Annotated in this window: 12 protein-coding genes and 2 pseudogenes; 6 read left to right on the top strand and 8 right to left on the bottom strand. The window is 63.0% G+C overall.

Annotated features, from left to right (window positions below):
• Positions 1–194 precede the first annotated feature (194 nt).
• Positions 195–362 (bottom strand): 50S ribosomal protein L33, encoded by a 168-nt coding sequence (rpmG, locus tag BF95_RS23070; protein ID WP_043154839.1) that lies wholly within the window; start codon positions 360–362, stop codon positions 195–197.
• Positions 363–575: 213 nt separating this feature from the next.
• On the opposite strand from rpmG, the gene BF95_RS23065 reads away from it, so the two are divergent.
• The 3 genes from BF95_RS23065 to BF95_RS23055 all read left to right on the top strand — a co-directional run bounded on the left by BF95_RS23065 (position 576) and on the right by BF95_RS23055 (position 2,067).
• Positions 576–896 (top strand): hypothetical protein, encoded by a 321-nt coding sequence (locus tag BF95_RS23065; RefSeq protein ID WP_043154837.1) that lies wholly within the window; start codon positions 576–578, stop codon positions 894–896.
• A gap of 13 nt (positions 897–909) precedes the next feature.
• The gene (locus BF95_RS23060) at positions 910–1,476 is read left to right on the top strand and encodes a TMEM165/GDT1 family protein (protein WP_043154836.1); all 567 of its coding nucleotides are present in this window, start codon (positions 910–912) and stop codon (positions 1,474–1,476) included.
• A gap of 99 nt (positions 1,477–1,575) precedes the next feature.
• The gene (locus tag BF95_RS23055) at positions 1,576–2,067 is read left to right on the top strand and encodes a Dps family protein (RefSeq protein ID WP_037472525.1); all 492 of its coding nucleotides are present in this window, start codon (positions 1,576–1,578) and stop codon (positions 2,065–2,067) included.
• A gap of 51 nt (positions 2,068–2,118) precedes the next feature.
• On the opposite strand, the gene BF95_RS23050 is transcribed toward BF95_RS23055, so the two are convergent.
• The 6 genes and pseudogenes from BF95_RS23050 to BF95_RS23025 form a co-directional block, all read right to left on the bottom strand.
• Positions 2,119–2,589, bottom strand: coding sequence for a GreA/GreB family elongation factor (locus tag BF95_RS23050; RefSeq protein WP_043154834.1), 471 nt, complete (start codon positions 2,587–2,589; stop codon positions 2,119–2,121).
• Positions 2,590–2,592: 3 nt separating this feature from the next.
• Positions 2,593–4,417, bottom strand: a pseudogene (gene cobT / locus BF95_RS23045) (cobaltochelatase subunit CobT).
• Positions 4,418–4,631: 214 nt separating this feature from the next.
• Positions 4,632–5,243 (bottom strand): NYN domain-containing protein, encoded by a 612-nt coding sequence (locus BF95_RS23040; protein ID WP_051520206.1) that lies wholly within the window; start codon positions 5,241–5,243, stop codon positions 4,632–4,634.
• Positions 5,244–5,430: 187 nt separating this feature from the next.
• Positions 5,431–6,437 (bottom strand): annotated as a pseudogene (cobS, locus tag BF95_RS23035) (cobaltochelatase subunit CobS).
• Between the two features lie 86 nt (positions 6,438–6,523).
• Positions 6,524–7,816: an Hsp70 family protein gene (locus tag BF95_RS23030; RefSeq protein ID WP_043154832.1), complete on the bottom strand. Its 1,293-nt coding sequence runs from the start codon at positions 7,814–7,816 to the stop codon at positions 6,524–6,526.
• A gap of 200 nt (positions 7,817–8,016) precedes the next feature.
• Positions 8,017–8,637, bottom strand: a complete 621-nt coding sequence (locus tag BF95_RS23025) for a J domain-containing protein (protein ID WP_043154830.1) — start codon at positions 8,635–8,637, stop codon at positions 8,017–8,019.
• 44 nt (positions 8,638–8,681) lie between these two features.
• On the opposite strand from BF95_RS23025, the gene BF95_RS23020 reads away from it, so the two are divergent.
• Positions 8,682–8,969, top strand: a complete 288-nt coding sequence (locus BF95_RS23020; RefSeq protein WP_043154828.1) for a BolA family protein — start codon at positions 8,682–8,684, stop codon at positions 8,967–8,969.
• Positions 8,969–9,874, top strand: a complete 906-nt coding sequence (locus BF95_RS23015; RefSeq protein ID WP_043154826.1) for a pirin family protein — start codon at positions 8,969–8,971, stop codon at positions 9,872–9,874. Before BF95_RS23020 ends, BF95_RS23015 begins: the two co-directional genes overlap by 1 nt.
• Positions 9,875–10,096: 222 nt before the next feature.
• Here the strand turns inward: BF95_RS23015 and BF95_RS23010 are convergent, their stop codons facing one another.
• A complete protein-coding gene (locus tag BF95_RS23010; RefSeq protein ID WP_043154823.1) occupies positions 10,097–10,885 on the bottom strand; it encodes an MJ0042-type zinc finger domain-containing protein in 789 nt (262 codons plus the stop codon).
• Between the two features lie 181 nt (positions 10,886–11,066).
• Between BF95_RS23010 and ftsE the strand changes: the two genes are divergently transcribed.
• Positions 11,067–11,777 (top strand): cell division ATP-binding protein FtsE, encoded by a 711-nt coding sequence (ftsE, locus tag BF95_RS23005; RefSeq protein WP_043154841.1) that lies wholly within the window; start codon positions 11,067–11,069, stop codon positions 11,775–11,777.
• Positions 11,778–11,837 lie beyond the last annotated feature (60 nt).

The raw sequence follows: 11,837 nt of genomic DNA, 5'->3' as shown, positions 1-11,837 counted from the left end.
CCAAGCCGGTGGGCAACTAAAATCGAACAAGCCCCTTYCGTTCGGGGGAGGGGCTTGGGGCTCGGGGACGTACCAGTTGCGTCCCCACTACCCGCCCACGAAACCCAACAGCAAAAGGCCCGTTCCTGAATAGGGACGGGCCTTTTGCTGTGGCGAAAACCGATCAGGCGTGCGGACGAAAAGCCCGCAGCGGCTTACTTGATCTTGGCTTCCTTGAACTCGACATGCTTGCGCACGACGGGGTCATATTTGTTGAAGCTGAACTTCTCGGTCTTGGTGCGCGGATTCTTCTTGGTGACGTAGAAGAAGCCGGTGTCAGCGGTGCTGACGAGGCGAATCTTGACAGTTGCTGGCTTGGCCATGGCCCAAAATCCCTGGTCGAATCATGTAAAAGAAAAGCGTCCCCCCAAGCGTATCGAGGAGGGCTACCCCGTTTCAGCGCCCGCCCTTGGGGCAGATTCGGGTTGATGTCAAGGCTGGGGCAGCATCGGTAGGCGCTGCCGCACCAGTTTACGTGGCTTTAACCCCATGCGCGCATGATCATCACTGGGGCAAGAAGATAGGGAAGACTTCCCATGCGACATGATCCGATGCTGGCCATATTGGCAGACCTGATGCGCCGGGTCGATGGGATTGCAAGCGAGCGGGGCCATGTGTCCGTCGTGCGGCTGCATGACGAAGTCGACCAGATCCGGCATATCGCCCGTGCTTTTCAACTCGACGAGGTGGAGGGACTGGCAGGGACGCTTGAATCGGCCTTGTCGCTCCATGGCCTTGGCCCGGTGGTGCTCTCCTATCTCGACTTGATGCGCGACGCGATCGCGACGGAGATGCCGGTGGCCACGATTATCCAGACTGTCGTCCGCACCACGCCCACTATCCCTCTGCGCGCCTGAACGCCGGCCGCTGATGGACGCCCTGCTGCTCGCCCTTCTCGGCTGCCTGCTCGGCGAAATCGGCGACAAGAGCCAGTTGCTCATTCTCGCCCTGGCAACGCGCTATGACCGCAATGGCGCGGTCATAGCCGGGATCGTCACGGCCGCCTTTGCCAATGCGCTGATCTCCGCCTTCGCCGGGGCTTGGATCGGCCCGATGCTCGGCGCGGATGCCCGGCTGCTGTTCCTCGCGCTGTCGGTCCTGTTCCTGGGCGCCGGGTTGCTTTGGCGGGTCAAGATGCCCGACACGCTCACCGGCTGGCCCACCGGCGCGTTCCTGACGACCGCGCTTGGCCTTTTCATCCTGGGTTTCGGCGATGATCCGCAATTTCTCATCCTGGGCATCGCCACCCGCACGGGCGACCCGGCGCTGGCCGCCATCGGTGGCGCGATCGGCGTCATCGCAGCCTTGGTGCCCGTCGTCCTGCTGCGCGACAGCCTGCTAGCATCGATCCCTCTGCGCCTCATTCGGCGGGTAGGGGCGGCGATCCTGCTGCTGACGGGCGGCATCATGGCGATCACGGCGCTCGGCCTTCTCTGATCGCTTTCTTTCATAAGGCTGATCGCGTTTTTTGGTGGCACCTTATGGATTGCCGATCATTATATGTTCGAAACCATTTCGCGAAACAGGAGCACATCCATGACAGCCCCCGATCTCAAGACCCCGACCGACCTTAAGAGCAACGAGACCAAGTCCGTTGCGCAGGCGCTGAACGGTGCGCTCGCGGACAGCTATGCGCTCTACCTCAAGACCAAGAATTTCCACTGGCACGTGTCCGGCCCGCATTTCCGCGACTATCATCTGATGTTCGACGAACAGGCCGCCGAAATTCTGGCCACGACGGATTTGATCGCCGAGCGCGTGCGCAAGACCGGCAATGTCACCCTGCGCTCGATCGGCGACATTTCCCGGCATCAGAGCCTCAAGGACAATGACGCCGATTTCGTCAGCCCGGCCGACATGCTCAAGGAATTGCGCGACGACAATCTGGCGCTGGTCGAAGCCTTCCGCGTCGTGAAGGCGGCGGCTGCCGATGCAGGCGACAATGCCACCGAAGGCGTCGTCGACGACTGGACCGACCAGGCCGAACAGCGCGCCTGGTTCCTGTTCGAAGCAGGCCGCGGCGCATAACAGCACGCACATCGAAGCGCGAAGGGAACATGTCCCCTTCGCGCTTCGACCTTATTCTTCCGTAATCGGCGCGATTGCGACGATCTCGACCGCATCCGCCTTCCCGGCAAAATCGACCGTCTCGCCAACGTCCGCGTCCATGATCGCGCGCGCCAGCGGCGAGGAAAAGCTGATCCGCCCATCGGCGGGATCGGCCTCGTCATCGCCCACGATCATGACGCTCCTGTCCTGCCCGTTCAGCCGATAGGTCACCCGGCACCCAAAGCTGACCGCTTCGCCATCAGCCACCGGCTGCAATTGCGCCGTCGCCCGCCTTGTAAGCCAATAGCGCAACAACCGCTTATGCTTCTTGGCGGCCTCTTCCTCCATGGCATCCGTGTCGACCGCTTCCAGCGTCGCCGCCATCTCCTGCGTCAGCCGCAGCCCCCGCGCCGTCACCCAATTGGGACCAGGCGGCAGCGGCAGCTCGAACTTGGGCTCCATATGCTCGTCATCGCCCTCACGGCGAAAGGCGACGCTCACGCCTCAATCCTCATCGAACAGCCCGGCGAGCTGCTCCACCATGGTCCCGCCCAATTGCTCGGCATCCATGATCGTCACCGCACGCTTATAATAGCGCGTCACATCATGGCCGATGCCGATCGCCACCAGCTGCACTGGCGAGCGGTTCTCGATCCAGTCGATCACCTGCCGCAAATGTCGTTCCAGATAGGTGCCGCTGTTGACCGACAGGGTCGAATCATCGACCGGCGCGCCGTCCGAAATCACCATCAGGATGCGCCGTTCCTCCTGGCGCGCGATCAACCGGCTATGCGCCCACAGCAGCGCCTCGCCGTCGATATTTTCCTTCAGCAGCCCTTCGCGCATCATCAGGCCCAGATTCTTGCGCGCCCGCCGCCACGGATCATCCGCCTTCTTATAGACGATGTGGCGCAGGTCGTTGAGCCGCCCCGGCATCGGCGGACGTCCGGCCGCCAGCCATTCCTCGCGCGCCTGCCCGCCCTTCCACGCCCGCGTGGTAAAGCCCAATATCTCGGTCTTGACCCCGCACCGTTCGAGCGTGCGCGCCATGATGTCGGCGCTGATCGCCGCGATGCTGATCGGCCGCCCACGCATCGAGCCTGAATTGTCGATCAGCAGCGTCACCACCGTGTCGCGAAACTCGGTATCGCGCTCGATCTTGTAGGTCAGCGACCGCGTGGGATCGATGATGACCCGCGCCAGCCGCGCTGCGTCCAGCATCCCCTCATCCTGATCGAAATCCCACGACCGCGACTGTTGCGCCATCAGCCGCCGTTGCAGCCGGTTGGCGAGCTTGGTCACCGCACCCTGCAGGCTGACCAGCTGCTGGTCGAGGAAGCCGCGCAACCGCACCAGCTCATCCTCGTCGCACAATTCGTCGGGCGATACGACCTCGTCATGCTTGAGCGTATAGCCTTGTAATCGAAACCCGGCGGCAGGTCGGACATGGGCCGATTGGGGCGGACCGGCATCATGCCTTCCTCGCCCATATCGTCCGCGCCCGCATCGCTGTCGGCCTCATACTCGTCGCTATAGTCGGTCTCACCCTCTTCGGTGTCGCCGCCCTGGTCCTCCGCGCGCGCTCGGCATTCACGTCGCTGTCGCCGGACTCATCCTGCCCGCTATCGCCGTCCTCGGACTGGTCCTCCTGATCCTCGCCCTCATCCTGTGCCTCAGGCTCGTCCAGATCGGGCGGCACATCGGCATCGATCAGTTGCAGATGTTCCAGCATCGCCGTGGTCAGCTTCTGGAACGCGCGCTGATCATCGATCGCCAGCGCCAGCGCGTCCAGGTCATGCCCGGCCTTATCCTCGATCCACTGATCGACCATCGCCACACCCGCCGCGACATCCTTGGGGATCGCCTGTCCGGTCAGCCGTTCGCGCACCTTGAGCGCCAGCGCGGTGGACAAGGGCACCTCGTCGGCCGACCGCGCCCGGCGGATGGCATCGGATTTCAGCCGCATGTCCAGCGCATGGTTGAGGTTGGCGCGGACCCCCGCCATCGCCCGCGACCCGATCGCCTCGACCCGTGCCTGCTCGACCGCATCGAACACGGCGCGCGCCACTGCCTCGCCCGGCGCGGATGCGCCATGGATCTTCGTGCTATGATAGCGCAATTTCAGCGCATTGGCGTCGGCAAAACCCCGCGCCAGCGCGACCTGATCGGCGGGTAGATTGCGCCCCGGCGTCGGCACCTTGATCGCTTTGCCCGCCACATGCGGCGCGTCAGCGGTAAAGTTCACCTCCACCTCGGCATCACGCGCAATCGACCGCGCCGTGCCGGACAGCACATCCTTGAAAGCATCGATGGGGGAGCGTTCGGTCATGGCTTATGTGCGCTTGTGCTAATCTGCTCCTTAGCGCTTTTCCGCAATTCACGCTTCTCAACATTATCGAGATCACGGTCCAGGAATCTGCGCCCTTCTGCTAATATGGGCGCATCGACCTCGCGTGGTAGACTACCAGTTGCCTGAATGTGCTGCTCGATATCCGCCAATTGCTGACTAGAAAAACGGCGTAATATGATCGGGATAACCGACGTTATGTCGTTCCTGCGGGCTGAGCATTAGGCTGTTCCTGTACGGGCCTTTCCACTGCCCGTATTTCCAGTTGGGCAAAAGTCATGAACCCGCTAACTGTTGCCTTGTCCAGTTCGGAGTGGCTGTCAACCTCTTGAACGAGATGCGGCGACTGGTTTGCACGAGACGGTTCTATCCCAAGCAGATGCACACGCACACCGAATGTTTGCGCCACTTGGACGCCGACGCGGACATCTTCGTCACCTGCCAAGACCAGAGCATCGCTGATGGCGTGATTACGGGCTAGATCAATCATGTCAGTGACAATCAGGGCATCGACACCCTTCTGTTGCCCAAAGCTGTTGATCATGCCCAAGCGCAATTTGACGTTGGCAGTTAGACCGATTGAAGTCTGCTGCGCACTAGGGCTTTGATATGGCCTGATGCCGTCATACCAATAGATTCGCAGCAATCGAACGCTCGGTGCTACGTCCTCTGCTGCGCGAGCCAATGCAAGGACCACTTTTTCCTGATCGATTGCGATTTGCTCACGGGATTGCTTGGTTCCTGCAAGAAGGGTCGATCCCGCCGCAAACAGGTAGCCCGCATCAACAAAAATGGCGATTTGTTGCATGATCGCCTTCCCCCAAATGAAATGGGGCTCCCGCAGGAGCCCCTAAGTAAGTGAGAGTTACGGGCGTAGTAATCCGTACTCTCTGACTCTAGATAGGGTTTTGGAGTTAATAAATCAAGCACTCATCGCGCTGCCTCACTTTGCAGGGGTAGCTTGCTGCCGATTTCTGGCCAAGGCTGGCCAAAAATCAGGCGGCCCGACCGGCCACGCTTTCGGGCAGATCCTTGCCGAACACGCGCTGATAATATTCCGCCACCAGCGCCCGCTCCGCCTCATCGCATTTGTTGAGGAAGCTCAGGCGGAAGGCGAAGCCGACATTCTTGAAGATCAGCGCATTCTGCGCCCAGCTGATCACGGTGCGCGGCGACATCACGGTCGAAATATCGCCGTTGATGAAGCCCTGCCGCGTCAGTTCGGCGACCTTGATCATATTCTCGACTTCCTTGCGGCCGCCTTCATGATCATATTCGCCGGACTTGGCCAACACCACCTGCGCCTCGGTCGCGGCGGGCAGATAGTTGAGCGCCACGACCAGGTTCCAGCGGTCCATCTGCCCCTGGTTGATCTGCTGCGTGCCATGATAGAGGCCGGTCGTGTCGCCCAGACCCACGGTATTGGCGGTCGCGAACAGGCGGAAATAGGGATTGGGCCGGATCACGCGATTCTGGTCGAGCAAGGTCATCTTGCCGTCGGTTTCCAGCACGCGCTGGATCACGAACATCACGTCGGGACGCCCCGCATCATATTCGTCGAACACCAGGCGACCGGCCGCTGCAAGGCCCAGGGCAACAGCCCTTCCTTGAACTCGGTAACCTGCTGGCCTTCCTTCAGGACGATGGCGTCGCGGCCGACCAGGTCGATACGGCTGATATGCGCGTCCAGGTTGATGCGGATACAAGGCCATTTCAGGCGCGCGGCGACCTGTTCGATATGGCTCGACTTGCCGGTGCCATGATAGCCCTGCACCATGACGCGGCGGTTGAACGCAAAGCCCGCCAGGATCGCCAGCGTGGTATCGGGATCGAACACATAAGCGGGATCAAGGTCGGGCACGCGCTCGTCGGCCTGCGAAAAGGCCGGGATCTGCATGTCGACGTCGATGCCGAATATATCGCGCGCGTTCACAAACCGGTCGGGCGCATCCAGCAGCGTTTCGGCGCGGGTATCGGGCTGGACGTTGGAAATATCGTTCATCGGGTCATCATCTTCCTGCGAGTCATGCCAGCCCTAACCGATCCAGGAAGGCCATGTCGAGACAATGGGGGCTGGACCTACCCGGATCAAGCGGCCCATTCGGCCAGATTGGCTTCCTGTCCGATCAACGCCAGCCCATGGGCGATCGAGGTCAACTCGCCGCCGCTGGCAATCCGTGCCTCGCCAAAACGCTGGCGGAATATGGCGCGAATGGCCGGGATCAGCGACGATCCGCCGGTCAGGAACAACCGGTCGATCGCATCGGGCGTCACGCCCGCCTTGGCCAGCGCCGCGTCCACGGTCGCTTCGATCCGCGCGATGTCGGGCGCGATCCACGCCTCGAAATCGCGCCGCTGCACTTGCTGCTCGATCTCCAGCCCCCCGCCGGAAAAGCGGAAGGTGGCGCTGTCCGCGTCGGACAAGGCGCGCTTGAGCGACCCCACCGCATCATAGAGCGGATAGCCCAATTCCTTTTCGATCACGGTGATCATCCGCCCGATCGCCGCCGGGTCGGTCGCCGCTTTCTTCAGTCGCGCCAACTCGTCCATCGTCCGCCGGTTGCGCATCAGCGCCAGCCGCGACCAGTCGGCGAAATCGGCGAAATGGCTGCGCGGTATCTCCAATGTCTTGCCGAACGATTGATAGCTGCCGCCCTTGCCCAGCATCGGCAGCACCAGATGGTCCATGATCCGATAATCGAACCGGTCGCCCGCGATGCCGATGCCCGCCGACCCCAGCGGTACGCACCGTCGCGCCGCACCGGGCGCTTCCACCTGCACGATCGAAAAATCGCTGGTGCCGCCGCCAAAATCGGCGACAAGGATCGTCGCGGGTTCGGTCAGACGGCTGGCATAGCTGAAGGCTGCGCCGAGCGGTTCATAGACATAATGGATGTCGGTGCCGAAATCGGCGAACATCGCGTCATAGCGTTTACGCGCCAGCGCTTCGTCGGGGCGCGATCCGGCATATTCCACCGGTCGCCCCACCACGATCCGCTCCGGCCGCGTCGCCAGCGCGCCACCCGCATGGCCGACCATCCGGTCCAGGAACATCGCGCCCAAATCCTCGAACCGGAACCGCTTTTCGAACACATTGGCGGTTTCGAAAATCGGGCTGGCCGCCACTGACTTGAACGACTGGATGAAGCGGCTGTCCTCGGGATATTCCATATATTCCGCGATCGCCCACGGCCCTGCCTCATGCGCCAGCCCGCCTTTGGCCCCATCCTCATGCCAGAAGCACAATGCCGATCGAAACACCGCTCCGGTCGCCTGATCGCCGACAAAGTCCACCAGGTCGGACTGCGCGCCGGTGGCGATGGCGGCAACACTGTTGGTCGTACCGAAATCTAGGCCCAGCGCGCGCGGCATATCCTGCATGGTTCATCTCCGGGGAAGGGGCCGCGCCCTATGTCATGAGCGCCGTGCGCCCGCAAGGTTCGCTGGTTCATCAGCCGTCATAGCCGCTGTCCTACACGGCCGCGGATCGCTATAAGCATAAACGGAGTAGGCAACAGGCAACGTAATAAAATTACGAACCGGCGAACGAAAATATCGAAAACAGCGGGAAATATGCGAAGCTAAGCGAAAATCGCCGCCTTGCGCAAATGGGCATAGGCCTGAATCACACCCTGCAACGCGCCCTCATGGCTGCGGTCGCCGCCATTATGGTCGGGGTGATAGCGGCGCAGCAATTGGGTATAGCGCGTCCGCAGCGCCTTACGGTCGGTATCGACGCCCAGCCCCATGACGCCCAATGCCTTGCGATCCTCCGCCGACAGAAATTGGCCATCCTGCCGCACCTGCGCATCGGCGCGCGCCTTGGCCATCCGCTCCTTGAACTTCGCGCCAATCGCATCGAGCGGATCGACGAAATCGGCCCATTTGGGTGACGGGCTATGCGCATTGGCGGAAAAAGCGCGCGTCTCCCGCTCCCACCCGGCATAGGGGCGCTGCGCGGCCGCGATCTCGTCGGGCGACATGCCGGTGAAGAAATTATAGCCCTGGTTGAACGCTTTGACATGGTCGAGGCAGAACCAGCGCCAGCGCGGCCCCTCATCGCCGGGACGGGCGCTGCCTTCGGCCGGGGGCGCGCGGAATTCGCCGGGTTCCGGGCATCCGGGCGCCGCACAGGGGCGGTCGCCTTCCACCCGACCATGAAAGCGGTTGAAACGGCGGGTCGAGAAAGGGTCGGTCGACAAACTTGTCCTGATGCATGACGCGGCAAAGCGTTTATATAGGGGACATGACCCAGATTCTGAAAGGCCCCGTGGCCACCGAAATCGAGGCGCGGCTGCGCGACGCCCTGAACCCGCAACAGCTCGCCGTGATCGACGACAGCGAAAAGCATCGCGGCCATGCCGGGCATGACGGGTCGGGCGAAAGCCATTTCACCGTCGACATCGTCGCCGATCGCTTCGCCGGGCAAAGCCGCGTCGCGCGTCAGCGTCTCGTGAACGCCGCGCTGGCCGATCTGCTGCGCGACAAGGTCCATGCGCTGGCAATCAAGGCCCGCGCCCCCGGAGAAGCCTGATGACCCTGGACGATCTCATCCTGCAAAGCATCGCGCCCACCACCCATAATCTGGGCGATTTCAAGGTCCACCGCTCGCTCCCAACCAAGGGACGCACGATGGTCGGCCCCTTCATCTTCTTCGATCAGGCTGGCCCGGCAAAGCTGGATGCAGGCCATGGCATTGACGTGCGCCCTCATCCGCACATCAACCTGTCTACTGTCACCTACATGTATGAAGGCGCGTTCCTCCATCGCGATTCCCTGGGCACCGAACAGCTGATCGAAGCAGGCGCGATCAACCTGATGACGGCGGGCAAGGGCATCGTTCATTCCGAACGCTCGCCCGACGACGAACGGGCCAAGGCCTCCAAATTGTCCGCGATCCAGACCTGGCTGGCGCTGCCCGACGCACTGGAGGAAATGGACCCCGCTTTCGAGCATGTCAGCGAAGCCGGCCTGCCGGTGATCGAGGACGGGCTTGTCCGCGCCCGTGTCATCATGGGGTCGCTCTGGGGCGAAACTTCCCCGGTCACCACCTATGCGCAGACCATCTATGCCGACATCCAGCTAGCGCCCGGTGGCCGCATCCCGATCGACCCGTCGGCTGACGAGCGCGCCATCTATGTCTCCGGCGGCGATGCCGCGCTCGACGGCATGATGCTGACGCCGCAGACGCTCTACGTCCTGCGTCCCGGCACCCGCGCCACGTTGATGAGCGTCGATGGCGGCCGCGTGATGCTATGCGGCGGCGAAGCCTTCACCTCGCCCCGCCATGTCTGGTGGAATTTCGTCTCATCCCGTCCCGACCGTCTGATGCAGGCCCGCGAAGATTGGGAAGCGCTCCGCTTCCCGCTCATCCCCGGCGACGATCAGGAATTCATCCCCATCCCGCAGGGCCGCCCCAAAACGGTCAGCTATCCCTGAAAAGCCCCGTCATCCCCGCGAAGGCGGGGACCCATCTCCGGACCTAAAATCAAGACGATAAGGTAGGAGATGGATTGGCGACGCCGAACTTCATTTCCCGCCTTCGCGGGAATGACGATGGTTCGTAAGCGATCCGCATTTCGCAACGATCCCTGTGCCGGGGAGGGGGACCGTCGGCGCAGCCGATGGTGGCGGGGGTAGGCGGCCTGACACCGCCTAACCCTACTGCACGAAGGTCAGTGACAAATTCTCGGCGTTTTTCGGAATGTCGATCCGGCTTTCGTTGATCGACGCTTCTTCGCCAGGCTTCAACCGGGCTTTGTCGGCCTTGGTGGTCCAACTGAACACCAGCCGGTTCTGCTGGTCGCGCAATTGCACCAGCACCGGCGGCACCGGCAGCGCCTGCGTCCCGCTGTTCACGATCCGCGCGCCAAAGGCGAAATATTCCTCGCCCGTCGGCAGCTTGCGCCGCTCGGCGGGTTTGGAGAGGTAGAAAAGCAGGTCGGGATCGCCCTCTTCGGCGACCAGTCCCATGCTGACTGCCCATCCCGGCGGGCCGAGATAATAGAGCGCACCGCCCGCCGCTGCCACGACCAGCGCAAAGGCGATTGCGGCATAGGTCCATAATTTCAGCACATTGCGGTGCGGTTTCGTTAAGGCGGCAGGAGCGGGTTCGCTCTCCTGCGCCCAGTCGACAGGCGCGCCTGCGTAAATGTCGTCGAAGCGGTGGTTTGTCGGCGGCAAGGGCTCCGGTTCGGGTGCCGGTGGGGCAGCCGCCGCCTCTGCCGGTGGCGCAGCCGGTGTGGGTTCCGGGGGCGCGGTAACAGGCGGGGGCGCGGCAACGGGCGGCGGCACGGCTGCAACCGGCTCTTCCACCCGAGGGGCCAGGGTGGCAGGTTCCTGGAACCAGCTATGCTTGCAGGCGGCACACCGCACCTGGCGACCGTTCGGGCCGACGGCGCTGTCCGGCACGACGTAGCGCGTCGCGCAATGGGGACATAGCAGGATCATGACGCTTCATAGGCATGGCAGGGACTCGCGTGCAAGCGTCAAGCATCAGGGACGTCACACCATTGTCATTCGGCCTGCGACCAGCCCCTTTCCAAGGCGCGGGCTTTACGGCGGCCTGCCCGCTGTGCCATGGCTGGCGCTTCGGGGAAGCAGGGAGCGCATGACGCGCCATCAATCTGACATGACGGCCATCGTCCAGTTCGAAAATGTCGGCCTGCGCTATGGTCTGGACAGTGAAACCCTGTCGGACGTCAGCTTTTCGCTGGCGGCTGGTGGTTTCTATTTCCTGACCGGCGCGTCCGGCGCGGGCAAGACGTCGCTACTCAAACTGCTTTATCTGGCCCAGCGGCCCAGCCGCGGCGTCATCCGCCTGTTCGGCGAGGACGTCGTCACCCTGCCACGCACCCGCCTGCCCGGCTTCCGCCGTCGCATCGGCGTTGTGTTTCAGGATTTCCGGCTCGTCCCGCATCTGTCGGCCTATGACAATATCGCCCTCCCGCTGCGCGTCGCGGGGATGGAGGAAAATGAGATCGACGCGCCCGTCGCCGAAATGTTGAGCTGGGTCGGCCTTGGCGATCGCGGCCAGGCGCGGCCTGCCACCCTGTCGGGCGGGGAGCAGCAGCGGGTCGCCATCGCCCGCGCCGTGATCGGCCGTCCCGAGATCCTGGTCGCTGACGAACCGACCGGCAACGTCGACGCCGATATGGCACGGCGGTTGCTGACCCTGTTCGAAGCGCTCAATCGCCTGGGCACCACCATCGTTGTGGCGACTCACGACCTGCCGCTCATGAGCCAGGTCACCGGCGCGCAGATGATGCGGCTGGACAAGGGGCGACTCGCCGATCCAACCGGATCGTTGCGCTATCCAGCCCGGTCCAGGCAGGCCGAATGAGCAGTTCGCGCGCCAGCCGCCGCGCCGCCGCCGCCGCGCGCCATCGCCTGCTGCCGGGCG

It is taken from the genome of Sphingobium sp. Ant17, from assembly GCF_000588875.1.
Taxonomy (GTDB): domain Bacteria; phylum Pseudomonadota; class Alphaproteobacteria; order Sphingomonadales; family Sphingomonadaceae; genus Sphingobium.
Note: the sequence above shows the minus strand (reverse complement) of the source record. Positions and strands in the feature narration are given on the sequence as shown.